Genomic DNA, 26,172 nt, shown 5'->3' on the forward strand with positions numbered 1-26,172 from the left:
TCGCTCAGACGCCCTTCCACTCCGGCTTCTTCTTCTCGGTGAAATTGCGGACCCCGTTCCGGAAGTCCTCGCTGCCGTAGACCTCCTCGATGAGGTCGCTCATGTCCGGCAGGGCACGGTAGGTCAGCCGGCGCATGGCCTCCTTGCTGGCCTTCAGCGACACGGGGGCCATGCCGGCCAGCTTCTCGCACATCGCGTCCACGGCCGCGTCGAGGCCTTCGGGCTCCACGATGGAGTGCAGCAGGCCCAGGCCCATCATCTCCTGGGCGGTGACCATCTCCCCCAGCAGCAGCATGCGCTTGGCCTGGGCGACGCCCACATGGCCGACAAGGCGGGCGTAGCCCTTGGCCGACAGGCAGTTGCCGATGGTGCGGCCGAGCGGCGAGCCGAACTTCGCGCTTGGCGTGGCGATGCGGATGTCGGCGGCGCAGGACAGGGCCACGCCGCCGCCCACCGCCCAGCCCTCGACCACCGCGACGACCGGCTGGGGCAGGGCCTCCACCGTACCGATGTACTCGTCCATGCGCGCTTCGTAGGCCAGACCGTCCTGGCCGGAGGTGAAGCTCAGGAAGCCGGTGATGTCCGTCCCGGATAGGAAGGCCTTGCCGCCGGCGCCCCGGAGGGTGACGACGCGCACGCTGCGGTCCTGCGCCACCTCGCGGCACACCCGGCCGAGGTCGCTCCACATCCGGGCGGTAAGGGCATTCAAGGCGCCCGGATTGTCAAAGGTGATCCTCCCGACCGCCCCGACCTTCTCGTAGACCAGCCTGCCTTCGCTCATGACCCGGCGACCTGCGGCGGCCCGACCGGGAGCAGCCCCAGGTCGGCCAGCTCCTTGCGGATCTCCGCGCCATGCTCGCCGAGTAGCGGCGGCGGATGGCGCACCTCCTGCGGCGTGCCGGTGAGCTTCACCGGGAAGCCCAGCGACTTGAACGTCCCCTCCACGGGATGGGCGATGTCCATCACCATGTTGCGGGCCTTCACGTGCTCGCTCGCGAGCGCCTGCTCGTAGTCGTAGATCTGTCCCGCCGGGACGCCGCCCGCCAGCATCGCCTCCACCCATTCGTCGACCGTCCGTGTAAGGAAGGTGGGCTTCAGCAGCTCGATCAGGGCGGCGTTGTTGGCCACCCGGTCGCTGTTCTCCCTGAACCGCGGGTCGTCGGCCAGCTCCTGGCGCCCGACCACCTCCAGGAAGGCGAGCCACAGCTTCTGGTTCGCGGCGCCGAAGACGAAGTAGCCGTCGGACGCCTTCACCGCCTGGTAGGGGGCGGACATCCGGTTGGCGGTGCCCAGCGGCTTCGGCGACTTGCCGGTGCCCCAGAGCTCGGTCGTGGCCCACACCGACAGGCCCAGCGCCGCCTCGAACAGGGAGGCGTCGATGAACTGGCCCTCGCCGGTCTTCTCGCGTCCGTACAGCGCGCCCAGGATTGCGTAGGCGGCGAACATGCCGGCGCCCAGGTCGCCCACGGGAATGTCGCTCTTCACCGGCTCGCCGTCGGGGTGGCCGGTGGCGCTGATCACGCCGGACATCGCCTGGGCGATCAGGTCGAAGCCTGGCCGCAGCGCCCAGGGACCGGTCTGGCCGAAGCCGGAGATCGAGGCGTAGATCAGCCGCGGGTTGATCGCGCTCACCTGCTCCCAGCTCATCCCGAGGCGCGCGGCGACGCCCGGCCGGCCGTTCTCGACCAGCACGTCGGCGGTCTTCACGAGCGCGTTCAGCACCTCGCGGTCGGCGGGGTCCTTCAGGTCGAGCGCGATGCTGCGCTTGTTGCGGTTGAGCGCCAGGAACCCCGGGCTGTCCTCGCCCTTCAGCCGGAAACCCATCGAGCGGCGGGTCGAATCACCCACGCCCGGCGGCTCGATCTTGATCACGTCGGCGCCGAGGTCGCCCAGCAGCATGCAGCAGAAGGGGCCTGCCATGACCTGGGAGACGTCCAGTACGCGGATTCCGGTCAACGGCGGCATTCGACGCTTTCCTCCTGGCGGGCGCTCGGGCGCGGCCCGTCTGTAGATTGAGCAAAACGTGTATACAAGACGCGCAGCGGGTCAAGCGCATTTGCCTGCGCCCCCTCGCCGCAAGCTCCGTCCGCGAATGATCCTCAGCTGCCCGGTCCGGCAGGACCCGCTGCCTCTGCTTGTGTGGGTTTCGCTTGTATGCAACGCTTCCGGAAAGCCGAGGCGCGAAGACAAGACATAAAGGGAGGCGCCCAGCCGACGGATCGAGCACCGCTCGCCGTCAGCGTCCGCGGAGCCGTCCGGCGCCCGCGTGGCGGGCCTCCCTCCGTCCTGACGCCGCGCCGCAGAGCCAGTGCTGGAGGTTCTTTAGAGATGATCCTGGGTAAGCTTCGCCACACCTTCGCCGCCGCGATCCTCGCGACAGGCGCCCTGGCCGCGGGGCCCGCGCTGGCGCAGGGCGCCACGGTGCTCCGGAACTTCACCCTGATCGACGGCTCCGGCCGGGCGGCCCAGCCCGACTCGGCCCTGGTGATCGGTGAGAACGGCCGCATCGACTGGGTCGGGCCCTCGGCCCAGGTGAAGGCGCCCGCTGGCGCCAGGACCGTCGACCTTCGCGGCAAGTATGTGATGCCCGGCCTGATCGACCTTCACGTGCACGTGGGCAACGTGGTCGACCTCACCCAGGACTACCGCAACTTCACCCGCGCCAACGTCGAGAAGGACCTGAAGCAGTACGCGGCCTACGGCGTGACGACGGTGCTGGCCATGGGCACCGAGGGCGACGCCATCTTCCCGCTGCGCGCCGAGCAGCGCGCGACCGGGCGGCCGTCGATGGCGCGGGTCTACACCGCCGGGCAGGGCGTGGTGTTCAAGGGCGGCTACGGCGGCGTGCCGGGCCTGAACCAGCAGGTGGCCACGCCCGACGAGGCCCGCCGCGCCGTGGACGTCCAGGCCGACAAGGGGGTCGACCTCATCAAGCTCTGGCTCGACGACGAGCTCGGGACCATGCCGAAGATGCCGCCGGAGGTCTCCGCCGCGGTGATCGACCAGGCCCACAAGCGTGGCCTGAAGGTCCTGGCGCACATCTTCTACCTGGAAGACGCCAAGCGGGTGGTGGGCCAGGGCGTGGACGGACTGGTGCACAGCGTCCGCGACCAGGCCGTGGACCAGGCGCTGATCGACGACATGAAGCGGCGGGGAACCTGGCAGCTCGCCGAGACCCTGTCGCGCGAGGCCTCGATGTTCGCCTACGGCGTGCCGCCGTCGCCGATCCTGAACGACCCCTTCTTCGCCGCCGCCGTGTCGCCCGCAGCCCTCGCGCAGCTCAGGAGTCCGGAGCGCCAGAAAACCGTCGCCTCGGGGCCCCACTTCCACGACTACCCGCGCTTCCTCGAGACGGCGAAGGCCAACCTGAAGCGCCTGTCCGACGCCGGCGTGAAGTACGGCTTCGGCACCGACTCTGGGCCTCCCGGGCGTTTCGCCGGCTACTTCTCGCACTGGGAGCTGGCGCTGATGGTGGAATCCGGCGCGACGCCGGCGGAGGCGATCCGCACCGCCACGGGCGTGGCCGCCGAGTTCCTCGGCGCCGGGGATCTCGGCACCCTGGAGGCGGGGAAGTGGGCGGACCTCGTGGTGCTGGGCGCCGACCCGCTCGCCGATATCAGGAACAGCCGCAGGATCGAGGCCGTCTACGTCGCCGGCCGTCCGGTCCCCCCGGTCCGCCCCTAGTAAACGCAGGGCCGCGCCAGAAGGCCCGCCACATCCCGAACAAGTGACAGTCGAGGAAACGTCGATGACTGCCTCTCCGCCCCGCGCGCGGCCCACGCGCACCCGGCACGTCGTGCTGTGGCTGACGGTCGCCGTCTACATGATCACCTACATGGACCGGGTGGCGATCTCCGCCGCCGTCCCGTCGATCCAGAAGGAATTCGGCTTCTCGACGGTGACGATCGGCTGGATCCTCGCCGCCTTCCAGCTGAGCTACGCCCTCTTCCAGATTCCCGGCGGCTGGCTGGGCGACCGGTTCGGGCCGAGGCGGGCGCTCTCCGGGGTGGTGGTCTGGTGGTCGGTCTTCACCGCCGCCACGGCCTTCACCTGGTCGGCCGCCTCGATGATCGTCTGCCGCTTCCTGTTCGGCATGGGCGAGGCGGGCGCCTTCCCCATCGCGACGCGGTCGCTGTCACGGTGGATGCTGCCGTCGGAGCGCGGTTGGGCGCAGGGCGTCACACACGCGGGTTCCCGCCTCGGCGGCGCGCTCACCCCGGTCATCGCGGTGGCGCTCATCGCGGTCTTCGGCTGGCGCGGGCCGTTCATCATCTTCGCCCTGATCGGCATCGTCTGGGCTGTGGTGTGGTTCTGGTACTACCGCGACAGCCCGGCCGAGCACCGCTACGTCAACGAGTCCGAGCGGGAGCTGATCTCCGGCGCCCTGGGCCGCCGCTCCGGTCCCGGTCGCGGCTCCGTGCCGTGGAAGCAGATCCTGACCAGCCGGCAGATGTGGATCCTGGCGGCGATGTACGCCTGCTACGGCTATTCCATCGGCATCTACCTGTCCTGGTTCCCGAAGTACCTGGTGGACGCCCACGGCTTCACCCTGGCCAAGATGGGCCTCTACGCCAGCCTGCCGCTGCTGGCCGGCGTGCTCGGCGACATCGCCGGCGGCTGGGCCTCCGACCTGATCGTCAAGCGCACCGGCAACCTGAAGATGGGCCGCCGGATCGTCGCCGTCGTGGGCTTCCTGGTGGCCGGCTCGATGATCATGCTGGCCGTCAACCAGACCGACCCGGAGACCGGTGTCGCCTTCTTCTGCCTCGCCGTCTTCGGCCTGGAACTGACGGTGGGCGTGTCCTGGGCCGTGGCGCTCGACATCGGCGACGAGTACGCGGGCTCGGTCTCGGCGGTGATGAACACCGCAGGCAACCTGGGCGCCACGGTCTCCGCCGCGGCCACGGGCTATCTCGTCACGCTCTACGGCTGGAGCACGGCGTTCGGGGTGCTGGCGGGCTTGGCCGCCGTGGCGGCCTTCCTGTTCCTCTGGATCGACGCCTCCCGGCGCGTCTATCACGGCGGCGGTGGCGCCGAGGCGGTGGCGGCTCCGGCCTGAGGCGAGAGGCCGCGGACGCCCGAAGGGCTTGTCCGCGCGCCGCCGATCGGCAAGACGAGGCGGGCGCGTCCGGACGCGCCCGCCTGACCCGTCCGTCGCCCGAGGACCCTGACCTATGGATGAAGACCTTCGCCGCGCCGCGCTCGACTATCACCGCATCCCGCGGCCGGGGAAGCTGAGCGTCGAGTCCACCAAGCGCATGGCCACCCAGCGCGACCTGGCGCTGGCCTATTCGCCCGGCGTGGCCGCGCCCTGCGAGGCGATCGTCGCCGACCCTCGCGCAGCGGCCGACTACACCGCCCGCGGCAACCTGGTGGCGGTGATCACCAACGGCACGGCGGTGCTGGGCCTGGGGAACATCGGCCCGCTCGCTTCCAAGCCGGTGATGGAGGGCAAGGCGGTCCTGTTCAAGAAGTTCGCCGGCATCGACGTCTTCGACATCGAAGTGGACGCCCAGGACCCCGCAAAGTTCGTCGAGGTGGTGGCCGCGCTCGAGCCCACCTTCGGCGGCATCAACCTGGAGGACATCAAGGCCCCCGAGTGCTTCGCCATCGAAAAGGCGCTGCGGGAGCGGATGGCCATACCGGTCTTCCACGACGACCAGCACGGCACGGCCATCGTTTGCGCCGCGGCGGTGCGCAACGCCCTCGTCCTGCAGGGCAAGACGCTGGAGGAGGTGAAGCTCGTCACCTCCGGCGCCGGGGCCGCGGCGCTGGCCTGCGTGGACCTGCTGGTGGCCATGGGCCTGCCGGCGGCCAACGTCACCCTCACCGACATCAAGGGCGTGGTCTACGAGGGCCGCGAGCCGGACATGCCGGAGAACCTCGCCCGCTATGCGCGCAGGACCGACGCGCGGGCGCTGTCGGAGGTGCTGGCCGGCGCCGACGTCTTCCTGGGGCTCTCCGCGCCGCGGGTGCTCAAGCCCGAGTGGCTGCCGCAGATGGCCGAGAAGCCGCTGATCCTGGCGATGGCCAACCCCGAGCCGGAGATCCTGCCGGAGCAGGTCGCCGCCGTCCGTCCCGACGCCATCGTCGCCACCGGACGGTCCGACTATCCGAACCAGGTCAACAACGTCCTGTGCTTCCCCTTCATCTTCCGGGGCGCGCTGGACGTGGGCGCCCGCGAGATCAACGAGCCGATGAAGCTGGCCGCCGCCGAGGCCCTGGCCGAGCTCGCCCGCGCCGAGGCGCACGAGGCGGTGGTCTCCGCCTATGGCGGGGTCTCCCAGCCCTTCGGGCCGCAGTACATCATCCCCCGCCCCTTCGACCCCCGGCTGATCCTGGTGATCGCCCCGGCGGTGGCGAAGGCGGCCATGGACTCCGGCGTCGCCGAGCGGCCGATCGCCGACTTCGAGGCCTACCGCCGGCAACTGGAAGTGTTCGCCTACCGCTCCGGCCAGTTGATGCGTCCGGTGTTCGACCTGGCCCGCAAGGCGCCGGCCCGCGTCGCCTACGCCGAGGGCGAGGACGACCGGGTGCTGCGCGCCGTGCAGACCGTGGTGGACGAGGGCCTCGCCCGGCCGGTGCTGATCGGCCGCCGGGCAGTGATCGAGGAGAAGGTCCGGCAGCTGTCGCTGCGCCTGGACCTCGGCGCCGACGTGGAGGTGGTCGACCCCACCGACCCGGCCGCCACCGCCGAGCTGGAGGCGCGCTACACGCGCCTCGTGGGCCGGCGCGGGATCTCGCCGCCCGCCGCCGTGCGGCGCGTGCGCACCCGCCCCACGGTGACCGCCTCGCTGCTGCTGGAGACCGGTCATGTGGACGCCGCCCTCGTCGGCGGCCAGGGCGACTGGTGGCGGCACATGAGCTACGCCCTGCCGATCGTGCCCCGGCGACCCGACGTGAGCCGGGTCTATGCGCTGTCGACCCTGATCCTGCCGATCGGGGCGCTGTTCCTCTGCGACACCCATGTCAACGTCGACCCCACCGCCGCCCAGCTCGCGGAGATGACGGTGCTGGCGGCCGAGGAGGTCCGGCGCTTCGGCATCGCGCCGAAGGCGGCGCTGCTGTCCCACTCCAACTTCGGGGCCAGCAACTCGCCCAGCGCGCGGAAGATGCGCGAGGCCCTGGCGCTGATCCGCGCCGCCGCGCCGGGCCTCGAGGTGGACGGGGAGATGCACGCCGACGCGGCGCTCCGGCCGCACCTGCGTGAGGGCCTGGTCACTGACAGCACGCTCGACGGGGCCGCCAACCTGCTGGTCTGCCCCAGCCTGGACGCGGCCAACATCTCGCTGACCCTGCTGGGGGCGGCGAGCGACGCCCTGCAGGTCGGACCGCTGATCCTCGGCCTGTCGAAGCCGCTGCACGTGCTGATCCCGGCGGTGACCGCGCGGGGGATCGTCAACATGACCGCGCTCGCCGTGGCCCAGGCGGCCGTGGGCGCGACCTAGCCGAACGGGTCCGGGTCGCTGAGGCCGCGGCCGATCGACAGCAGGTCCTCCTCCGGGGCGGCCGAAGGGCTGTCCGGCGGCGTCCAGCCCTCGTAGGGCGGTCTCCAGTCCGGATAGATCGCCGGGTGGTTCCAGGGGTCTAGGGACGGGTCGACCGGCTGGGCGGGCTCGCCGGGTGCGTCCGGCTCCCAGGGCGCTTCGGGCTCCGGCTGGGGCGGGGCGGGCGCGTGCGCCGGAGCCTGGCTGTAGCCCTCGGACTTGCCGTGGGTGACGTACCAGTACTTGGCGTAGTCCTGCAGCGTGTCGCCCCCCACGCGGTCGACCCAGGCGCTCGACTTGCGGTCGTTGCCGGGGCCGTAGAAGCCCTCGTAGTAGGCTCTGAACACGTCCGGGCGGTCGGCCAGCAGGCGGTCGATGTCGATGGTCTGTGCGGCCTGGCGCTCGGTCTGGGCGTAGCCCTCCCAGCGGCCGTACTTCTCGTACCAGTAGCGGGCGTAGTCTTCCGCCGTCTCGCCGCCCACGCGCTTCATCCAGGCGCTGGAGTTCCGGTCGTTGCCCGGGCCGTAGTAGGCCTCGTAATAGGCCCGCAGCACATCTGGCCGGTCGATGAGGATCTGCGACAGCGAGATGTTGTCCTGCGCCGTCGTCGGTGACTGGGCATAGCCCTCGTACTTGCCGTGCCGGGCGTACCAGTAGAGGGCGTAGGCCTCGGGCGTGGCGGCGCCGACGCGTTGGGACCAGGCCGCGGAGTGGGGGTCGTTCCCCCGGCCGTAGTACTCCGTATAGAACGCCTTCAGCACGTCGGGGCGGTCCGCGAGGATCCCCTCGGCGGAGATCGTCTGCACGTCGGGTAGCGCGGGCATCGCGGGAGGGGGCTGGAACGCCTCCGGCGCGGGCGGCGGCTCGGGCTGCGGCAGGCTCTCCGGCATCGGCCCGGCTTCAGGCTCGGGCGTCTCGAAGCCGGTCTCCCCGCTCGGTCCCGGCTCGTCGGTCTCGCCGTCGGCGGCGGCGACGAACCAGGCGGTTCGCGGGGTGACCGCCGCCTGCCGATGGTCGAAGGCTTCGGCTTCGTCGTCGCAGAGCAACGGATCTATCAAACGGGCCCGCAAGGCTTCCCCTCCGAAGGGTCTCAGGATTCCGCCGGAAGGTGTTCGCAGCCGCGACGGGCTGCAACCATAAGAAACTTATAGGCTTTCGCCGCTCCGGCGTGTTCCCGGCCGCTCCGGGCCGGCGTGTGACTCGGTTTGTCGCCTCAGACGGCCTTTGATGGCTTGCATACGAGCCTACCGGCACTCCCCGAGGGAAAGCGTGATTGACCACCGCGCCGAAGTGTATGCAAGATGGCGCAAACAGAGCTCTGGGGAGGAGCCCATGTCTTCGTCGAGCGGCCGCGTCGGCAATGTCCGGTGGCTGATGATCTTCCTGGTCTTCGCGGTGGCGGCGGTGTCCTACCTGGACCGGGCCAACATCTCGATCGCCGCGCCGAGGCTGAAGGCCGACCTCGGCCTGTCCGACGTGCAGCTCGGCATGGTCTTCTCGGCCTTCGTGTTCGGCTACGCCTTCGCCCAGCCGGTGGCCGGGCGCCTTGCCGACCGCTTCGGACCCTACCGGGTGATCGCCATCGGCATCTTCCTCTGGAGCGTCCTCACCTCGGCCACGGCCCTCATTCCCGCGGGCTACGCCGGCGCGCTCATGGCGCTGATCGCGGTGCGCGCGGCGCTGGGCGTCGGCGAGTCGATCATCTTCCCGGCGGGCAACCGGCTGGTGGCCGCCTGGATCCCCTCGCATGAGCGGGGCCTCGCCAACGGCCTGATCTTCGCCGGCGTCGGCGTCGGCGCGGGCATCGCCCCGCCGCTGATCACCTCGATCATGCTGACCCACGACTGGCGCGTGGCCTTCCACGTCACCGCCCTGATCGGCATCGTGGCGCTGGCCGTCTGGATGGTCCTGGCCCGCGAGAAGCCGGCCAACCACCCCTGGATGCGCGACGCCGAACTGGAGCACATCCGCGCCGACCGGATCACCCAGGCGGCGGAGACCGGCGGGCTGGCCAAATGGCGCACCATTGTCCTCGACCGTCAGGTGGCCCTGCTGACCCTCTGCTACTTCTGCTTCGGCTATGTGGTGTGGATCTTCTTCACCTGGTTCTTCACCTACCTCTCGGAGGTGCGCGGCCTGGACCTGAAGGCGAGCGGCCTCTACGCCATGCTGCCCTTCATGGCCATGGCGGTGGGCTCCTCCGCCGGCGGCTGGATCTCCGACGGCCTGGCCAAGCGGTTCGGCAAGCGGCTCGGCCGCTGCGGGCCAGCGGTGCTGGGCATGGGCCTGGCTGCCATCTTCCTGTCCTCGGCCATGCTGGTCGCCGACGCGCGGCTGGCCGCCCTGGTGCTGGCCCTCGGCTCGGGCTCGCTCTACCTCTCGCAGAGCGCCTTCTGGACGCTCAGCGCCGACCTCGGGAAATCCTCGGCCGGCTCCGTCTCCGGCGTGATGAACATGGGCTGCCAGCTGGGCGGGGCGACCGTCGCGGCCCTGACGCCCGTCATCGCCAATCAGTTCGGCTGGAACGCCGGCTTCCTGGTGGCCGCCGCGGCCGCGCTGGTGGGGGCGGTCGGCTGGCTGTTCATCGATGCGGACGCGGGTCTCGGCGCCCGCGCCAAGCCGCGCCTCGCGCCGGCGGTCTGAACGATCGAGGGGAGAGAAACGAGATGATCCGACCCATGCGCCCGCTCGCGGCGCTCAGCCTGCTGGCCGCCGCCTGCGCCGTGGCGCTTCCGGCCCAGGCCCAGCCCGCGACGCCGACCGCCACCGCGCCCAAGCTCAAGCGGATCAACCGCGCCATCGAGCTGCTCGAGCAGGGCCAGCCGATCTACTACGCCCAGATCTCGGGCGGCGGGTACGACGAAGGCAAGCGGATGGCGGCCACCAAGGCCGACTACATCACCTACGAGATGGAGCACGGGGCCCTCGACTTCGCCGCCCTGCGCGCCTTCATGCGCGGCCTGGTGGACGCGGGCCCCACGCGCACCGGCCACCGCACGCCGACGGTCATCGTCACCTTGCCGATCGCCGGATCCGACGCCGCCAGCCTGAAGGCCAATGTCTGGATGGTGCAGCAGACGCTCGCCGCCGGGGTCCACGGCATCCTGCTCTGCCAGGCCGAGGCGCCGGACGCGGTGAAGGTGTTCGTTGAGGCGACCCGCTATCCGTTTGCGCCCGAGGCTCCGGGCCTGGAGGTGGGCAAGCGCGGCGCGGGGAGCCAGGGCTTCGCGGCGCAGATCTGGGGCCTCAGCCAGAACGAGTACCTCCGGCGCGCCGACGCCTGGCCGCTCAATCCCGACGGCGAGATCATGCTGGGGATCAAGATCGAGAACCCCCGCGCCACCGCCCGGGCTGAGGAGCTCACCCGCGTGCCCGGCCTGACTTTCGCCGAGTGGGGGCCGAGCGACCAGGCCTTCTACCTGATCGGCCGTCCGAGCGGGCAGGGGGGCGACATCGCCCGCCATCCGGCCATGGTCGCCACGCGCGCGCGGGTGCTTGCCGCGACCAAGGCGGCGAAGATCAGGTTCCTGAATTCCTGCAACGAGGCCGACGTGGTCGACCAGCTGAAGGACGGGGTGATGATCTGCACCGGCGGCGACACGCCGGCGGCGGACAAGGGCCGCGCCTACACCAGGCGTCCGCAACCCTGGTAGTGGTCAGCGCCGCCGCGGCGCGGTCGCCTGCACGAAGGCGCGCTTCGCCTCGAGGTCCTTCGCGACCCCGATGACCATCATCTCCAGCGGCGCGGCGCCGGCCGTGGCGAAGGCCTTGGCCTCGCCCAGCCGCACCGGAACCGCGTCGCCGGCGCGGATCGTGGCGGTCTGGCCGTTCAGGGTCACCGTCCCTTCGCCGCCCATGACATAATAGACCTCGCTCATCTCGGCCTGGGCGTCGCGGCCGATCGAGGCGCCGGGCGGCAGGAGGATGTGGTCCACATAGGACCAGGCTGTGCGGAAGACGCTGGGCCCCAGCGCGCGGCGGTGCTGCGCCGTGCCCTGGCCGCCCTTCATCCGCTCCACCGGCCGCAGCAGGGTCCTGTCGAGCCGCAGCGTCATGAAGTTCGGGATTGGGTCCAGCGGGGCGCCGACCCGCGGGTCGCCGAGGTCGAAAGCGTCATAGACCTTGGTCATGCCGACGTTGATGTTCAGCCACTGCACCGGCTTGTCGGTCGGGTTGTAGATCCCGTGGGAGTGGCCCGCCTGCGTCGGCGCGCCGGCGGGGCCCTTCAGCACCGAGGTGCGGCCGTCGATGGTGAACTGCGCCTCGCCGTCGAGGATGACGAACATCTCCTCGCAGTCGTTGTGGAAGTGCGCGCCGATTCCGCCGCCCGGATGGATCACCCCGCGGTGCAGGAAGATGAAATTGGTGTCGAGCGCATCGACGCCCAGCAGCGAGCCGAAGTCCATGCTGCCCGCGCCGCCGTGCACCGCGCGCCCGGTGCGGTACTTGGCCGGGTCGGTGTGGGCGATCCGCTCCGACAGGGCGGGCGCCGCCACGGTCTGGGCGAGCGCCGGGGCGGCGCCGGCGAGGGCGAGCGCCAGGGCGGCGGCCGTCAGCGATCTTGTCATGGTTTCCTCCGCCCGACCGGCTTCCCGCCGGCGCTTTTGGCTTGTTGTCGGGAGAAATTGTATGCAAGCTTGGACGGGTAGGGCAACCCGTAAGTTGGTCGCCCGGGATGCGATCCGCGGAGAGCGCGGGCGAACTTTGGGAGGGTTTTTCCGATGAGACGCAGAGCCGTTCTGACCGCCATGGCCGGGCTTGCCGGCCTCGTGGGCGGGACTGCGCGGGCCCAGACGCGGCCCGCCGCGCCGGCGCCGGGCAAGGGCCCGATCGTGCTCTACTGCGACCTGGCGGTGGATCCGGCGCGGGAGCAGGAGATGCTCCACAACTTCCATACCATCTTCATGCCGACCGCCCGGACCTTCAAAGGCTTCGTCGACCTGAAGATCCTGAAGCTGCGCACGGTGATCCAGGGTGGGCCGCCGCCGATCCCGGGGTTCAACTACCGCTTCCAGCTCACCTACGAGAACGAGGACCTGCGGCAGATCTGGGTCAGGTCGGACGCCCACCAGCGCGTCTGGCCGACCATCGAGAACACGCTGACGGACAAGGGCTACCTCGTCCTGCTCACCGACAGCGTCTGACGATCACCCCTGAAACGGAGACCGCCATGGCCGAGGCCTGGAAGATCCTGACCGTCGCCGCCGCCGCCGCCGCGGCCGTCGCCTGCTCCAAGACCGATGACCCCGCCCCAAAGGCCGCCGCGCCCCCCGCGACGCCGGCCGCCGCCGGCGAGATCGTGCGCCTCGACCCGGCGTTCGACGCCCTGGTGGCGCCGGGCGCGCGCGTGGAGAAGCTGGCCGACGGCTTCAAGTTCACCGAGGGACCTCTGTGGCGCGGCGGGCGGCTGTGGCTCTCGGACCTGGTGGGCAACCGGCTCTACGCCGTGACCACGGCGGGCGAGAAGGTCCTGCTGCTCGACAAGGCCGGCGGCCTGCCGGACCCGCCGGAGGGCTCCTACCTGGGGTCCAACGGCCTGGCCACCGACGCTGGCGGCGCGGTGCTGGCGGCGCAGCACGGCGCGCGGCGGATCGTCCGCTTCGACGAGTCCTTCGTGGCCACGCCCGTCGTGGAGCACTTCGAGGGCAAGCGCCTGAATTCGCCCAACGACCTGGTGTTCGCCCCCGACGGCGCCCTGTGGTTCACCGACCCGCCCTACGGCCTCGCCGGCCAGGACGAGGACCCGGCCAAGGAAGTCGCCTTCAACGGCGTCTACCGCTACGCCGGCGGCAGGCTCACCGCGCCGATCCGCGACCTGACCCGCCCCAACGGCCTGGGGTTCACGGCCGACGGCAAGACGCTCTACGTGGCCAACTCCGGCCCGGCCATGCGGGTGATGAAGTACGCCGTGGCCGCCGACGGGACGGTGGGGCCGGGGCAGGTGTTCGCCGAGTTCACCGCTGCCGACGGCCAGGGCCTGCCCGACGGGCTGAAGCTCGACAGCGCCGGCAACGTCTGGCTCGCGGGACCCGGCGGCGTCCATGTCCTGTCGCCGGCCGGCAAGCGGCTGGGCGTGGTGAAGCTGCCGGAGGTGGCGGCCAACCTGGCCTGGGCGGACGACGGTCGGACGCTCTACGTCACGGCGTCGACCGGCGTCTACCGGCTGGCGGTGGCCACGCCGGGCCAGACCCCGCTCTACAAGCGCTGAGGCTACCGCCTCAGCGCTTGGCGACCGAGCCGCCCGCGGGGCCGTAGTTCTTGGTCAGATAGGCGACGATCTTCTCGTACTCGGCGTCGGAGACCTTCGCGCCGTGCTCGATCATCTTGTCCACGACCTCCTGCCACTCGTGTCCCGTGCGGCGGCGGGCGACCACCTGGGAGGCCGCGTGGCAGGTCGTGCAGGCGCGCTGCACCAGCGGGCGCTCCGGCGCCTGGATCAGGCCGTTGACCACCTGGGTCTGGGCCTGGGCCGGGGCGGCGGCCATCATGGCGGCGATCGCGGCGGCGGGGGCGAGGCGGATCGAAAGCATGCGTACGAACATCTGGTAGTCTGTGTCCCCAGTTGGGCGATCAGGCGGTGTGCGCGCCGGAAACGCCGACGTAGATTGCATACAACGGCCGGTCGTCATGAACAGCCGATTTGGTTGCGGCCCCGCGGCGCAGAGGCTGGCGCAGTCTGCAGGCTCCCTGATCATGCCGGGCCGCTCTGAACCGGGGCTGAACACCTGCACGCCCGGCCGGCCGCGGCCCGGCGGCCGGCGTCGCGGTCGAACGCCCCGGCGTCCATTCTACGGCAGCCTGTAGGCGATCAGCTCGCCGGGCGACTCCATCCCGCCGACGCCCAGCAGGATGTATTGCTGGCCGTTGTGCAGGTAGGTGATCGGCGTGCCGGTCTGGCGCGTGGGCATGCGCACCTGGCCCACCTCGGCGCCGGTCTTCTTGTCGTAGGCGCGCAGCCAGCCGCTCCTCACCCCGTCCTCGCCGGTGGTGGCCTCCGCGTCGCCGATCACCACCAGGGTCTTGGTCGTCAGGGTGCCGATCAGCCCCGCGCTGCCGGTGCGGGGGATCTTCACGCCCTTCAGCGCTTCGTGGTTGCGGATGGAGTCCGGCGTCTCGCCGTGCGCCACCTGCCAGACAATGTCGCCCTTGTTGAGGTCGATGGCGGTCACCCGGCCGTAGGGCGGCTTGATCAGGGGCAGGCCGCGGACGCCCAGGGGCGCGCGCCGGCGTGTGGTGGCGTTCGGATCGCGGGCCATGCTGAGGCCCATGCCGGCGTCGCTCTGTTCGGGCGCGATCGGGCCGATGCCCAGGGCCGTCAGCCGGGTCATCGAATAGAGGTAGATGATGTTGGTCTCGGGATCGAAGGACGCGCCGGGCCAGCTCGAGCCGCCCTGGGTGTTGGGCAGCATCAGGGTGCCCAGCGGCCTCGGCCACTTCGAATAGACCGGCGGGGTGAAGATTGGCCCCAGCTTGTAGTCGGCGGCGATCTTCTCGGCCTCGGCCCGCAGCTCCGGCGTGAAGTCGATCAGGTCGTCCTTCAGCACGCCCTGGCGGTCATAGGCCGGCGGCTTGGTCGGGAACGGCTGGGTGGGGGAGTACCACTCGCCCGGCACGTCGCCCTTCGGCACCGGCCGCTCCGGGATCGGCCACACCGGCTTGCCGGTGGCGCGGTCCAGCACATAGAGCCACGACTGCTTGGTCGGCTGGGCGATCGCCTTGATCCTGCGGCCGCCGACAGTGATGTCGGCCAGCACCGCGGCGCAGGGCACGTCCCGGTCCCAGAGACCGTGGTGGACCATCTGGTAGTGCCAGCGGCGCTTACCGGTCTTCAGGTCCAGCGCCACGATGCTCTCCCCGAACAGGCCCGCGCCCGGACGGTTGCCGCCGTACCAGTCGGCGGTGGGCGATTCGACGCCCACGTAGACGAGGCCGAGTTCGGGATCGGCGCTCATCTGCGCCCAGACGCCGGTGTTGCCGGTCCAGCTGTTGGACTCGTTCAGCCAGGTCTCGGCGCCGAACTCGCCCTTCTTGGGGATGGTGTGGAAGATCCACAGCCGCTTGCCGGTGCGGATGTCGTAGGCCCGCACGGCCCCCTTGATGTTGGTCTTGTTGGGCGCGTCGCCGGCCTCGAAGGCGGAGCCCACGACGATGATGTCGCCGACCACCAGCGGCGTCGCGTTGAGGCCGATCTTGCCGTTCTCGAGGTCGATGTCCTGGTCGAGGCCGAGCTTCAGGTCGACGAGGCCGTCCTCGCCGAATCCCTCGGCGGGCCGGCCGGTCTTGGCGTCCAGCGAGATCAGGCGGTAGCCGGGCGTCACGTAGAGGACCCGCTCCGCCTTGCCGTCGGTCCAGTAGCAGAGGCCCCGGCCGCTGCCCTGGCGCGGCGCCTGCCGGCCCCGCTCGCCCTCGTTCAAGCTGTACTTCCACAGGAGTTCGCCCGTTCCCGCGTCGATGGCGATCGCCGCCCGCCGGGTGCCCGCGGTGGTGTAGAGCACGCCGTTCACCATCAGCGGCGTGGCCTGCATGATCGGGTCGACCGCCGGACCCAGGTTGGCGGTCTTGAACCGCCAGGCGATCTCCAGGTCCTTGAAGTTCGAGGCGTCGATCTGGTCCAGCGGCGAGTAGCGCCAGCTGTAGAGGTCGCCGCCGTGGGTCGGCCACTGGCCGTCCTTGGTGCCGGCGGTCCCGGCGCCGTTGGGAGCCGCGACCTGGGCGCGCGCGGGGACGCCGTTGGCGCTCAGGAACAGGGCGAGCCCGGCTGCGGAGATCGACCGGCGGGTCAGTTCAACCATCTCTACCTCTTGGCGGTGCGCGGCAGGGCGTAGGCGACGAAGGCGTTGCGCAGGGACGACGCCTGGCCCGGCGCGGCGGGGCGGCTGCTGGCGGCCGGCACCAGGACGAATTGGCGCCCGCCGGCGGCGTAGATCGAGGGCAGGCCTGCCGGCGTCCCGGGGAGGGCCCCGGTCCACAGGGTCTTGCCCGTGCGGCTGTCGAGGGCGTGCAGCGTCCGGTCCTTGGCGGTGGCCACGAACATCAGGCCGCTGGCGGTGAGCGCCGAGCCGATGCGCGCCGGGGCCGAGCCGGTGGGGCCGTTGCGGGGGCCCCTGTAGTCCGGGTCGTCGCCGATCGGCCGCTGCCAGGCGATGTCGCCGGTGTTCATGTCGTAGGCGGTGATCTGCGACCAGGGCGGCTTGATCATCGGATTGCCGGTGGTGCGCGAGATCACATAGCCGTAGTCGCTGCGCCAGCGGGCGGGCTGCGCCTCGACCTTCACCTCTCCGGCCGAGCCTTCGGCCGCCGAGGCGCCGCGGGCGTTCCGGTTCTCGGCCAGATAGGCCATCAGCTCGCCCATCGCCGGGCCGGAGACCTGCGGGAAGGCCGGCATGTGGCCGCGGCCGCGCTGGACGACGCCGGCGATGACGTCCGGGGCCAGGCGGGCGGAGACGCCGAGCAAGGACGGAGCGCCGTCGCTGCCCTGGCGCTCGGCGCCGTGGCAGGCGGCGCAGACCTGCCCGTAGATCGCCTTGCCGCGCTCGTAGGGCGTGGCCCCCTGGGCGACGATCCGGGAAACCTGCTCGAGCTTGATGATCGAGGGCACGTCCGTGGAGATCACATAGGCCATGCCGGTCTTCGGATCGCCGGTCAGCATGCCCCAGTTGGTGGCGCCGATGTTGCCCGGCATCTGCACGGTGTCGATGATGTCCGGCGGCGTGAACAGGCCCTCGTCGCGGGCCGCCTTCATCCGTGCGACCAGCTCTTCCCGCTCGTCGGCGGGCAGGCTCGGGTCGATGTCGTCGATGGTGAAGCTCTGGCGCGCGAACGGCTTGAGCTTCGTGGGGAACGGCTGGGTCGGGGAGACCCACTCGCCTTCGACGCCGCGGGTCGGCACCGGCCGCTCCTCGATCGGCCACAGCGGCTCCCCGGAGACGCGGTCGAAGGCGTAGAGGAAGCCGGTCTTGCCGGCCACCACCACTGCATCGACCGTGCGGCCCCCGTGACGGACGGTGAGGAGCACCGGCGGGGTCGGGATGTCCCAGTCCCACAGATCGTGGTGCACCGTCTGGAAGTGCCACAGCCGGCGGCCCGTCCTGGCGTCCAGGGCGATGATCGAGTTGGCGTAGAGGTTGTTCCCCGGCCGGTCGACGCCCCAGAAGTCGTAGGTCGAAGAGCCGGTGACCGCATAGACGATCCCGCGCTTCTCATCGAGCGTCAGGCCGGTCCAGTTGTTGGCCCCGCCGAGCGTGGCGCGCGGGTTGGGACCCCACGTCTCCGAGCCCGGCTCGCCGGCCCGCGGCATCGGTCGGAACGTCCAGGCGAGCTCGCCGGTGCGCACGTTGAAGGCGCGGATGTCGCCCGGCGGCGCGCCGTAGTCCTCGCCGGTCAGCGCGCCGGTTATGATCAGGTCGCCGTACACCGTGCCCGGCGCGTTCGACTGGATGGTGGTGATGGTCGCCGGGTCGCGGTCCATGCCCTGGCGCAGGTCCACCGCGAAGCCCTCGATCGGCCGGCCGGTGCGGGCGTCGAGCGCCCGCATGAAGTTGTCCTTGTTGTAGATGATCCGCTGGTCGCTGCCGTCGGGGCTCGACCAGTAGGCGAGGCCCCGGGCGCCGCGCGGCGCCTGGCCCGGCAGCTTCCAGATCTCCGCGCCGGTGGCGGCGTCCAGGGCGACGATCGCCCCGCCGGCGCCGATCAGATAGACCCGGCCGCCGATCATCAGCGGATTCGAGATCGAGATGTCGGTCCCGATGTCGTAGGTCCAGGCGACCTCGAGCTGGTCCACGTTGCCGGGGTTGATCTGCGTGAGCTCGGAATAGTGCGTCTGCTCGGGCGAGCCGCCCCACACGCGCCATTCGGTGTCCGGCGCCGGCGCGTCGGCGGTCATGACCGTTGCGCAGCCCGCCAGGAGGGCGGCCGCCGCGCCCGCCAGGGCCAGGCGCTTGGTGGATCTGGTCGGTGGTGCGATGGCCTTGCGCATGTCGTTTCCCCCGCGCGACGATCATCGCCGTCTGCGCGAAGCTACATGATCATGTTGCATACACGTTGATCAAGCCACTTGGCGCGCTCGCGGGCAAAATTCGGATACGTACAACAATGTTATCGGATGCGGCCTTCGCGCGCGGGCGCGTCGCTCGCGCGCGCAGGATTCCTTTTGACATGACCGGCAATTCCGTCCGCTTGGACTCTCGCCCCGGACGGCCGCGCCGCCGGCTCGACCCGCGGACGGCGTTGGGAAGCTGACGGTGTTGCCTATTTGCATACAGAAGACTTTTCCTGAGGCCTTGGCCGCTTGCCTGTCCAAAATGTGTATGCAAGTATCCGCGTCGCATCGTCCTGACCCCGGTGGCCAGGGCGGGATCCGGCCCTGCCGGATCGCCGACACAAAGAAAATGGGCGGCCGCACTGCGGACGTCTGCCTCAGGGGGAAGCTATGCTGCGCTATCTGCACACCACCAGTTCCGCCGTCGCCCTGATCGCGGCGGCGTCGTTCTTTGCGACGTCCGCGAACGCCCAGGGCCGCGCCAACGCCAACGCCAACGCCAACGACGGCGAGACGAGCCTCGAGGAGGTCGTCGTCACCGGCACCAGCCTGAAGGGGGTCGCGCCGATCGGCTCCACGGTCATCAGCGTCGGCCAGGAAGAGATCGAGAGAACCGGGGCCATCAACGCCTCGCAGCTCGTCAACACCGTCCCGGCGATCACCACCTCCGGCTCCGCGCCACAGGGCGAGAACGTCTACTCCTACTATTCGCCGCAGATCCACAGCCTGGCGGGCAGCGCCTCGAACTCGACCCTGGTCATCGTGGACGGCCTGCGCCTGGTGGGCGGCGGCACCCAGTATTCGCAGACCGACCCGAACATCATCCCGACCAGCGCCATCCAGCGCGTCGAGGTGCTGGCCGACGGCGCCTCCTCCGTCTACGGCTCCGACGCCGTGGCGGGCGTGGTCAACTTCATCACCCGCCAGAGCTTCGACGGCCTGCAGGTCAATCTAAAGGGCGGCTGGGCCGACAGCTACTCGAACCGCGACGCCAACGCGATCTGGGGCAAGACCTGGGACACCGGCGGCTTCTACATCGCCGGCCAGTACTCCTATCAGAGCATCCTGCGGAACTCCGACAGGCCGTTCCTGGCCCGCGGCGACTACCGTCCGTTCGGCGGCACGAACACCAACAGCTTCGCCTGCGCCCCGGCCACCATCCGCACGCCGGCCTCGGGCAACAACGTCTACCTTTCGCCCGGCGCGACCTCGACGGTGCCGAACACCGCGGCCAATGCGCCCTGCAACAACTCCATCTACGACAACGCCCTGCCCGAGCAGTGGCGGGCCAACATGATGATCAAGGTGGACCAGGAGATCGGTGACCGGCTGCGGTTCACCGGCAAGATGGTCTACAACCGCCAGGCCACCGAGGAGAACTCCCTCCCCGGCACGCTGAACAACGTCACGGTGTTCGGGCCCGGCTCGAACCGCGGCGGCCAGATCAACCCCTATTTCCGCGCCCCGGCCGGCGAGCCGGGCGCCACCCAGGAGACGGTGAGCTGGATCGACCTGGTCACCAGCCCCGACGAATGGGGGACGGTGAACTCGCAGTCGGAGTTCTTCTACACCACCGGCGTCCTCGACTTCGCCATCACCGAGGACTGGTCGGCCAAGCTCAGCAACGCTTTCGGCTCGAGCCGCAGCCTGCTGGCCAACAACGACACCTTCTGCGGCGCCTGCGCCACGCTTGCCCTGAACGGCACGACCCAGACCAGCGGCAGCACGACGGCTTCGTCGATCTCCGGCCAGAACGTGGTGGTGCTGAACCTGCCGCTGACCACGGCCAATGCGCTCGACGTCTGGAGCGACCCGGCCTCGATCCGGTCCTCGCGTGACCTGATCCGCGGCTGGTACCAGAACGACAGCGAGAACTCGAACTACAACCAGATCAACCAGACCAAGCTCGAGTTCCAGGGGCCGGTGTTCAGCCTGCCGGCCGGCGAGGTCCGCGTCGCCCTCGGCGGCGAGTACCAGCTGTCCCGCCTCGAGCAGAAGATCCGCGGGGCCAACAACACCGGCCCGTCCAGCACCGGCTCCAGCCAGCGGAACTACAAGTACAAGCGCAACGCCTACTCGGCCTATGTCGAGGTCGCCATCCCGCTGGTATCCGCGGACATGGAGATCCCCCTGGTCCGGCGCCTGGATGTGAACGTCTCCGGCCGCTACGACCACTTCTCCGACGTGGGCGACACCAAGAACCCGAAGTTCGCGGTGGACTGGGAGCTGACGGAGGGCCTGAAGCTCCGGGCCAACTATTCCACGGCCTTCGTGGCCCCGCCGCTGGCGGTGATCGGCGATCCGTCGCAGGGCTACCTCTACGCCTCCGGCAGCGTCGGCGTCGCGGGCTCGCTCTTCGTGCCGGTCGCCAACTATCCGGAAGTCCGCGGCGTGCCCGGCTGCGCCAACGCGACCACGACCTGCAACATCGGCCTGGGCACCAACCAGGGCCTTCGCCGGCAGCTCGGCGGCGGCTTCCTGAACATCGTGCCGCAGACGGGTGACGCCTGGTCGGTCGGCCTGGACTACATCCCGCCCTACATCCCGGGCTTCGCCGCCAACATCACGCTGTTCAACAACACCTTCGAAGGCGGCGTGAACTCCCCGAACCCGAACTCGATCGTCAACTCGGCGGGCCTGCACGACCGCCTGGTGATCTGCCCCAACACCTGCACGACCGAGCAGATCAACACCTTCGCCAACCTGGCCGGCGGGGCGACGATCAACGGCGCGGTCCCGGCCAACGTCTACTTCCTGCTGGACCAGAGCTCGGGCAACGTCCTGAACCTGGACGTCCAGGGCATCGACTTCATGTTCCAGTACCGGATCATGACCGACAGCTTCGGGACGTTCCGGCTGGGCGACGCGCTCACCTACTTCACCAGGTTCGACCAGAACTTCGGCGGCGGCACGAGCTTCAGCGTGCTCAACACCTCCGGCTACAACACCACCTTCCCGTCGATCCAGTTCAAGAACCGCGCCTCCTTCGGCTGGGACTTCGGCCCCTTCTCGGCGGACCTGTTCATGAACTACACGGGCAGCTACCGGAACTGGAGCAACACCTCCGTGGCCCCGGTGCTGGTCGACTCGGTGGGCAACCCGACGGGCGGCGGCGACAAGGTGAAGTCGCAGACCATCTGGGACCTCCACGCCTCCTACGACTTCGAGGACGGCTACGGCGTGATGGAGAACGCCCAGGTCTACCTGGACATCCAGAACGTCCTCGACACCGAGCCGCCCTTCTACAACGGCAACACCGCCGGCATCCTGGGCGGGGCGTGGGGCTTCAACGGCTTCGCCTCCAACCCGATCGGGCGCCTCGTCTCGGTCGGCGTGCGGGCGAAGTTCTAGTCCGGCCGCGGGCCCCGGGCCGAGAGGTCCGGGGCCGGGCAGGGGAGGAGAGTTCAAGATGGCGTCTGCAGTTCTGAAGCCCATGGCCCTCGCGGCCCTCGTGGGCGGCCTCACCATCCTCGCGGCGGACCAGGCGGGCGCCCAGGCGCAGCGGCCCCCGCCGGACTCGGTGATCGCCTGGTCGCCCAAGCCCGCCAAGGCCACGCCCTGGGCTGCGCCCAACAAGCCGCACTGGAAGCTCGCCGACGTCCTGGCCAAGCACCGCAATCAGACGAGCTGGCGCGAGCCGATCGTCCGCGACAAGGACTTCGAGGCCACCTACGTCCAGATGGCTCCTGGCGAGAAGACCAAGACCCGGTTCTGGGCCGACAGCCGGGTGTTCTGGATCGTCCAGGACGGCGAGATGCGGGTGACCATCGAGGGCCAGGAGCCGTTCGTGGCCTCCAAGGGCTTCCTCGTCCAGGTGCCCTACCGCGTGCCCTACAGCATCGAGACAGTGGGGAATAAGCCCTCTCTGCGCTTCGAGGTGACCCAGGCCGGGGCGGCCCCGCTCTATCCCCTCACCGAGACGCCGGCGCCGCTCCCCGGCAAGACCTATGTGAAGGTCGCGTTCAACGGCAAGGGCGCCTACGACGAGGCCAACAGGCCCTTCCTCGACTTCAACAAGGACATCGTGCAGGGCGGCGCGCGCGGCGGGGCCTTCGTGCGCGACGACCACACCTTCGCCAACGTGATCCGCGGCCGCGGCCAGCCCGTGCCGCCGCCCACCAACCTCGGCCACTTCCACAACGACTACGGCGAGTTCTGGCTCGTGATGGAAGGTCAGATCGACTACCTGATCGAGGGGGCGCCGTTCTTCAGCGCCCAGGCCGGCGACGTGGTCTATGCGCCCGTCGGCCGCTGGCACCGCGCCAGCTTCGGCGGGACCGGCCCGGCCACGCGGCTGGCGATCAACCCGCGTCCGATGGGCCTGCACAACTACGAGGCCCCCCACTAGCTCCCCCCTGAGTATCTCCCCCTGAAGCGTACCGGGCGGGGTCGGCGAGAGCCGGCCCCGTTCCGCGTTTCGGGCGAACCGCGCGGCGAGCTGGTCCAGACGGACGTCCGACGGCGCGTTGCGCCCGCGCTGCGTCGGACAGGTGCTAAACCCTACCTCCTGCGCTACTTGGAACCGGTCCGGTCTCGAATCGAGAAGAGCGGACCCGCGCCCGCACACGACGAATGAACCCGGCATGCCCACCAGTCCCAAGTGCAGCAACTGCGGTGGCGAAAGGCTGGCGCTCCTGGGGCCGGCGTCGGAGGTGTCGACCACCACCGACGGACAGGTCATCCCGCATCGCTGGAGCAAGAGCGAATGCGGCGCGTGCGGAATGGTCGAGAGCCTGCTCCCTGACCTCGCCGGCCTGAGCGGCTTCTCTTACCAGGACACCTATCGCTTCTACGACAGGGCCGCGATGGCCGCCTTCGAGGCGCCTCGCTACGGAATGTACGCCTCCGTCGTCGCCCGGCTGATCGGTGAGGTTTCGGCCACGCGCGTCCTCGAGCTGGGCGCGGGAGCGGGATGGGTGCTGGAACGCCTGGCTGCGCTCTGCCCGGGCGTGGCGGTGAGGGGGCTCGAGCCGTCGTCGGCCATGGCCGAGGCCGCCGGAGCCGCCGGGGTGCGGATGATCGCGGGACAACTGCCCAACGCGGAGCTCGCGCGCTGGCGGCCCGACTTCATCTACTCGGTCAACGTCATCGAGCACGTGGCGGACTGCGGCCAGTTCCTTTCGGCCGCGGCGGAGATCCTGGCCGACCACGGACATCTTCTGGTCATCTGCCCGAACGGCCAGGTCGTCGATCCCGAACTGCTGTTCGTCGACCACCTCCGGACGATGGAGCCGCAGCACCTGCTCGCCTTCGCCCAGCGGGCGGGTCTCCAGCTCGAACGCTGGTGGCCGCTCGAGCCGGCGTTCGGGCCTTTCCAGGCCATGCTGCTGCGCCGCGCGGGCGATCACGCCGGGGCCGCACCCGGCGCGGACCCGTTCCCGCGGCCGGAGGGGCTGAGCGCCCGGCGGCGGGACTTCCTCGAGCGGTGGAGCCGGCTGGATTCGATCCTGCTGGAGCGGCTGGGCGGCGCGGGCCGGGTCCTGGGCTTCGGCGCCGGCGAGACCGCGGACCTGCTGGCGGCCTATGCGCCGCGAACCTGGGCGCGGGTGGCTCAACTCTGCGTCGACCGTCCCTCCGCCGCCGCGGCCCCCGGCGTGGCGGCCTGCGCCGGTCGCCGGGTCGGGTTCCTGGACGAGCTGGATCCGGCGGGGTGGGATGCGGTCCTCCTCACCCTGAAGCCGCGGCACCATGCGGGGGCCGCGCCGCGACTGACCGGGAAATTCGACAGGGTCGTGCGCTGGGACGATGTCTTGCCGGAGCCTTTCCCATGACGTCCGCTGAAGAGCCTGCCGTGGCGGCGGGCGTGGTGTTCGACGCCGCGGCCCTGTCCGTCGCCGATGTCGCGACAGCCCTGCGCGAGCGCGGGGCGGTCCTGATCCGCCGCGCCTTCGACCCGGCGCCGATCGAAGCCCTGGAGCGTGCGGCGATCGCCAGTTCGGCGGCCCTCGCCCGGATGATCGGCCGGCCGGTCAACGACATGCCGATCTGCTTCAGCGATCCTCCCTCGGACGAGGCTGGCGGCCTGCTGACCTGGAGCGGCGGGGCCTATCCGGCGTTCGCCGGCGCCCTGGCGGCGTCCGGAATGGACCGAAGCTGGTACTATGAAGGGCCGAGGAACTACAAAATCCGGTTCTGGGAGAACGGCGCCTCATTCCCCAACGTCATGCTTGGCCTCGTGCTGAGGTCGCGCCTGTTCGAGATCGCCGCGACCTATTTCGGTGACGATCTCGTTTCGCCCTACAGCCACAACACGGTCCGGTACCAGGCGGCCTCGATCTCCGACTTCAGCTATTCCTTCCACCAGGACGGCAGCTTCCATTCGCGCCATCCTGACGAGCACGCCGGCCTGACGATCTGGACCCCCTTCACGCCATGCGGCGTGGACGCCCCGTCGCTGGAGGTCTGCCCCTACCGGATCGACCGCATCCTCCCCCCGCCGGCCGGCGTGGCCGAGCCCTATCTCTTCATCGACGACTCGGTGGCGCGTGAGGCGTGCCAGGATCGCTTCTGGCGGCCGGTCTTGGATCGTGGCGATGTGCTGATGTTCGACCACTTCGCCGTCCATCGCTCGGCGATCGACCCCGGCATGTCCCGGACCCGGTACAGCGCCGACATCCGGCTGTTCGCCAAGGACCGCCTCCCGGCCTTCGCGCGGGACTCGATCGGATGGCTGCCGAAGTTCCCGAGGTCCCCGGGCCCCGCCTAGGCTGCGGCGCGGCGATCGTCCTGAAGTGGCGGTGAGAGAGGGATTCGAACCCTCGATAGGCTTTCACCTATACACGCGTTCCAGGCGTGCGCCTTCAACCACTCGGCCACCTCACCACGCGCCACAGGGGGAGCGGGCTCCCCTCGGGAGGCGCGCAATATAGTCAGGATGCCTCCGGGGGCAAGCGGCGCGTGAGACGGTATCCTGAACGGCCGCGGGACGTGCATCGCGGGGCCGGAAGACCTATCTTGGGGAGCCCCGCCAAGGAGCCTCCCATGCTGTTCAAGAAGACCCTCGAGCTGCCGACCCAGGAAACCGCGTTGCCGGGCCGCGCGCATCCGATCCCCACGGCCGAGACCCACTTCGTCAACGGCCGGCCGCTGAAGGGGCCCTATCCCGAGGGCCTGGAGACGGCGGTGTTCGCCATGGGCTGCTTCTGGGGCGTGGAGCGGGTGTTCTGGAATCTGCCCGGCGTCCACGTGACCGCGGTGGGCTATGTGAACGGCGTGACGCCGAACCCGACCTACGAGGAGGTCTGCTCCGGCCGCACCGGCCACACCGAGGCCGTGCTGGTGGTCTACGACCCCAAGGCGGTCACCTACGAGGACCTGCTGAAGACCTTCTGGGAGAACCACGACCCGACCCAGGGCATGCGCCAGGGCAACGACATCGGCACCCAGTACCGCTCGGGGATCTATCCGACCAGCGACGCCCAGGCCCAGGCGGCCGAGGCCTCGCGCGAGGCCTACCAGCAGGCCCTGGGCAGGCAGGGCTACGGCGCCATCACCACGGAGATCGCGCCCGCCGGACCGTTCTATTTCGCCGAGGACTACCACCAGCAGTACCTGGCCAAGAACCCGCACGGCTACTGCGGCATCGGCGGGACGGGCGTGACCTGCCCGATCGGCGTCGGCGTCCACGCCTGAGACGGGCCGGGGGGC

19 protein-coding genes and 1 tRNA gene are annotated in these 26,172 nt (G+C 70.3%); 12 read left to right on the forward strand and 8 right to left on the reverse strand.

Annotated features, from left to right (window positions below; genetic code table 11):
* Positions 1-4: 4 nt before the first annotated feature.
* Together V7Z97_RS04900 and V7Z97_RS04905 are read right to left on the reverse strand one after the other, a co-directional pair.
* On the reverse strand, positions 5-781 hold the full coding sequence (locus tag V7Z97_RS04900) for an enoyl-CoA hydratase/isomerase family protein (protein ID WP_334161820.1): 777 nt from the start codon (positions 779-781) through the stop codon (positions 5-7).
* Positions 778-1,965 carry a CaiB/BaiF CoA transferase family protein gene (locus tag V7Z97_RS04905; RefSeq protein ID WP_334161821.1) on the reverse strand — a complete coding sequence of 396 codons (1,188 nt, stop codon included), beginning with the start codon at positions 1,963-1,965 and terminating at the stop codon, positions 778-780. The genes V7Z97_RS04900 and V7Z97_RS04905 overlap by 4 nt, the downstream gene beginning before the upstream one ends.
* Positions 1,966-2,328: 363 nt before the next feature.
* Between V7Z97_RS04905 and V7Z97_RS04910 the strand changes: the two genes are divergently transcribed.
* From V7Z97_RS04910 to V7Z97_RS04920, 3 genes are all read left to right on the forward strand, one after another.
* Positions 2,329-3,684 carry an amidohydrolase family protein gene (locus V7Z97_RS04910; protein WP_334161822.1) on the forward strand — a complete coding sequence of 452 codons (1,356 nt, stop codon included), beginning with the start codon at positions 2,329-2,331 and terminating at the stop codon, positions 3,682-3,684.
* Between the two features lie 64 nt (positions 3,685-3,748).
* Positions 3,749-5,059: an MFS transporter gene (locus tag V7Z97_RS04915; RefSeq protein WP_334161823.1), complete on the forward strand. Its 1,311-nt coding sequence runs from the start codon at positions 3,749-3,751 to the stop codon at positions 5,057-5,059.
* Positions 5,060-5,174: 115 nt separating this feature from the next.
* On the forward strand, positions 5,175-7,448 hold the full coding sequence (locus V7Z97_RS04920) for an NADP-dependent malic enzyme (RefSeq protein ID WP_334161824.1): 2,274 nt from the start codon (positions 5,175-5,177) through the stop codon (positions 7,446-7,448).
* Here V7Z97_RS04920 and V7Z97_RS04925 read toward each other — a convergent pair.
* Positions 7,445-8,533, reverse strand: coding sequence for a hypothetical protein (locus V7Z97_RS04925; RefSeq protein WP_334161825.1), 1,089 nt, complete (start codon positions 8,531-8,533; stop codon positions 7,445-7,447). The genes V7Z97_RS04920 and V7Z97_RS04925 overlap by 4 nt on opposite strands.
* Before the next feature lie 286 nt (positions 8,534-8,819).
* On the opposite strand from V7Z97_RS04925, the gene V7Z97_RS04930 reads away from it, so the two are divergent.
* Both V7Z97_RS04930 and V7Z97_RS04935 read left to right on the forward strand, forming a co-directional pair.
* Entirely contained in the window at positions 8,820-10,130 is a 1,311-nt protein-coding gene (locus V7Z97_RS04930; protein WP_334161827.1) for an MFS transporter, read from the forward strand.
* 23 nt (positions 10,131-10,153) lie between these two features.
* On the forward strand, positions 10,154-11,140 hold the full coding sequence (locus V7Z97_RS04935) for a hypothetical protein (RefSeq protein ID WP_334161828.1): 987 nt from the start codon (positions 10,154-10,156) through the stop codon (positions 11,138-11,140).
* Positions 11,141-11,143: 3 nt separating this feature from the next.
* On the opposite strand, the gene V7Z97_RS04940 is transcribed toward V7Z97_RS04935, so the two are convergent.
* Positions 11,144-12,055 (reverse strand): cupin domain-containing protein, encoded by a 912-nt coding sequence (locus V7Z97_RS04940; RefSeq protein WP_334161829.1) that lies wholly within the window; start codon positions 12,053-12,055, stop codon positions 11,144-11,146.
* Positions 12,056-12,208: 153 nt separating this feature from the next.
* Between V7Z97_RS04940 and V7Z97_RS04945 the strand changes: the two genes are divergently transcribed.
* On the forward strand, positions 12,209-12,631 hold the full coding sequence (locus V7Z97_RS04945; protein ID WP_334161830.1) for a hypothetical protein: 423 nt from the start codon (positions 12,209-12,211) through the stop codon (positions 12,629-12,631).
* A gap of 26 nt (positions 12,632-12,657) precedes the next feature.
* Positions 12,658-13,695 (forward strand): SMP-30/gluconolactonase/LRE family protein, encoded by a 1,038-nt coding sequence (locus tag V7Z97_RS04950; RefSeq protein ID WP_334161831.1) that lies wholly within the window; start codon positions 12,658-12,660, stop codon positions 13,693-13,695.
* Positions 13,696-13,705: 10 nt separating this feature from the next.
* On the opposite strand, the gene V7Z97_RS04955 is transcribed toward V7Z97_RS04950, so the two are convergent.
* From V7Z97_RS04955 to V7Z97_RS04965, 3 genes are all read right to left on the reverse strand, one after another.
* Positions 13,706-14,017 carry a hypothetical protein gene (locus V7Z97_RS04955; protein WP_334161832.1) on the reverse strand — a complete coding sequence of 104 codons (312 nt, stop codon included), beginning with the start codon at positions 14,015-14,017 and terminating at the stop codon, positions 13,706-13,708.
* Positions 14,018-14,275: 258 nt separating this feature from the next.
* Positions 14,276-16,279: an outer membrane protein assembly factor BamB family protein gene (locus tag V7Z97_RS04960; RefSeq protein ID WP_334161834.1), complete on the reverse strand. Its 2,004-nt coding sequence runs from the start codon at positions 16,277-16,279 to the stop codon at positions 14,276-14,278.
* A 2-nt stretch (positions 16,280-16,281) separates the two neighbouring features.
* A complete protein-coding gene (locus tag V7Z97_RS04965; RefSeq protein ID WP_334161835.1) occupies positions 16,282-18,462 on the reverse strand; it encodes an outer membrane protein assembly factor BamB family protein in 2,181 nt (726 codons plus the stop codon).
* 453 nt (positions 18,463-18,915) lie between these two features.
* Here V7Z97_RS04965 and V7Z97_RS04970 point away from each other — a divergent pair, with 453 nt between their 5' ends.
* The 4 genes from V7Z97_RS04970 (at position 18,916) to V7Z97_RS04985 (ending at position 25,231) form a co-directional block, all read left to right on the forward strand.
* Complete coding sequence (locus V7Z97_RS04970; RefSeq protein WP_334161837.1) at positions 18,916-21,876, forward strand: TonB-dependent receptor domain-containing protein; 2,961 nt, start codon at positions 18,916-18,918, stop codon at positions 21,874-21,876.
* Between the two features lie 58 nt (positions 21,877-21,934).
* Positions 21,935-22,873 carry a cupin domain-containing protein gene (locus V7Z97_RS04975; RefSeq protein WP_334161838.1) on the forward strand — a complete coding sequence of 313 codons (939 nt, stop codon included), beginning with the start codon at positions 21,935-21,937 and terminating at the stop codon, positions 22,871-22,873.
* A gap of 235 nt (positions 22,874-23,108) precedes the next feature.
* Positions 23,109-24,296: a class I SAM-dependent methyltransferase gene (locus V7Z97_RS04980; RefSeq protein ID WP_334161840.1), complete on the forward strand. Its 1,188-nt coding sequence runs from the start codon at positions 23,109-23,111 to the stop codon at positions 24,294-24,296.
* Positions 24,293-25,231 carry a hypothetical protein gene (locus V7Z97_RS04985; protein ID WP_334161842.1) on the forward strand — a complete coding sequence of 313 codons (939 nt, stop codon included), beginning with the start codon at positions 24,293-24,295 and terminating at the stop codon, positions 25,229-25,231. Before V7Z97_RS04980 ends, V7Z97_RS04985 begins: the two co-directional genes overlap by 4 nt.
* Positions 25,232-25,257: 26 nt before the next feature.
* On the opposite strand, the gene V7Z97_RS04990 is transcribed toward V7Z97_RS04985, so the two are convergent.
* Positions 25,258-25,347, reverse strand: a tRNA-Ser gene (locus V7Z97_RS04990).
* Positions 25,348-25,506: 159 nt separating this feature from the next.
* On the opposite strand from V7Z97_RS04990, the gene msrA reads away from it, so the two are divergent.
* Entirely contained in the window at positions 25,507-26,157 is a 651-nt protein-coding gene (msrA, locus tag V7Z97_RS04995) for a peptide-methionine (S)-S-oxide reductase MsrA (protein WP_334161843.1), read from the forward strand.
* Positions 26,158-26,172 lie beyond the last annotated feature (15 nt).

The organism is Phenylobacterium sp., assembly GCF_036821595.1.
GTDB lineage: Bacteria > Pseudomonadota > Alphaproteobacteria > Caulobacterales > Caulobacteraceae > Phenylobacterium.

Coding starts and splice junctions, on each gene's coding strand:
- V7Z97_RS04915 (WP_334161823.1), top strand. CDS start 3,749: ATGACTGCCTCTCCGCCCCGCGCGCGGCCCACGCGCACCCGGCACGTC.
- V7Z97_RS04970 (WP_334161837.1), top strand. CDS start 18,916: ATGCTGCGCTATCTGCACACCACCAGTTCCGCCGTCGCCCTGATCGCG.
- V7Z97_RS04930 (WP_334161827.1), top strand. CDS start 8,820: ATGTCTTCGTCGAGCGGCCGCGTCGGCAATGTCCGGTGGCTGATGATC.
- V7Z97_RS04955 (WP_334161832.1), bottom strand. CDS start 14,017: ATGCTTTCGATCCGCCTCGCCCCCGCCGCCGCGATCGCCGCCATGATG.
- msrA (WP_334161843.1), top strand. CDS start 25,507: ATGCTGTTCAAGAAGACCCTCGAGCTGCCGACCCAGGAAACCGCGTTG.
- V7Z97_RS04940 (WP_334161829.1), bottom strand. CDS start 12,055: ATGACAAGATCGCTGACGGCCGCCGCCCTGGCGCTCGCCCTCGCCGGC.
- V7Z97_RS04905 (WP_334161821.1), bottom strand. CDS start 1,965: ATGCCGCCGTTGACCGGAATCCGCGTACTGGACGTCTCCCAGGTCATG.
- V7Z97_RS04985 (WP_334161842.1), top strand. CDS start 24,293: ATGACGTCCGCTGAAGAGCCTGCCGTGGCGGCGGGCGTGGTGTTCGAC.
- V7Z97_RS04945 (WP_334161830.1), top strand. CDS start 12,209: ATGAGACGCAGAGCCGTTCTGACCGCCATGGCCGGGCTTGCCGGCCTC.
- V7Z97_RS04920 (WP_334161824.1), top strand. CDS start 5,175: ATGGATGAAGACCTTCGCCGCGCCGCGCTCGACTATCACCGCATCCCG.
- V7Z97_RS04975 (WP_334161838.1), top strand. CDS start 21,935: ATGGCGTCTGCAGTTCTGAAGCCCATGGCCCTCGCGGCCCTCGTGGGC.
- V7Z97_RS04935 (WP_334161828.1), top strand. CDS start 10,154: ATGATCCGACCCATGCGCCCGCTCGCGGCGCTCAGCCTGCTGGCCGCC.
- V7Z97_RS04960 (WP_334161834.1), bottom strand. CDS start 16,279: ATGGTTGAACTGACCCGCCGGTCGATCTCCGCAGCCGGGCTCGCCCTG.
- V7Z97_RS04965 (WP_334161835.1), bottom strand. CDS start 18,462: ATGCGCAAGGCCATCGCACCACCGACCAGATCCACCAAGCGCCTGGCC.
- V7Z97_RS04900 (WP_334161820.1), bottom strand. CDS start 781: ATGAGCGAAGGCAGGCTGGTCTACGAGAAGGTCGGGGCGGTCGGGAGG.
- V7Z97_RS04910 (WP_334161822.1), top strand. CDS start 2,329: ATGATCCTGGGTAAGCTTCGCCACACCTTCGCCGCCGCGATCCTCGCG.
- V7Z97_RS04980 (WP_334161840.1), top strand. CDS start 23,109: ATGCCCACCAGTCCCAAGTGCAGCAACTGCGGTGGCGAAAGGCTGGCG.
- V7Z97_RS04950 (WP_334161831.1), top strand. CDS start 12,658: ATGGCCGAGGCCTGGAAGATCCTGACCGTCGCCGCCGCCGCCGCCGCG.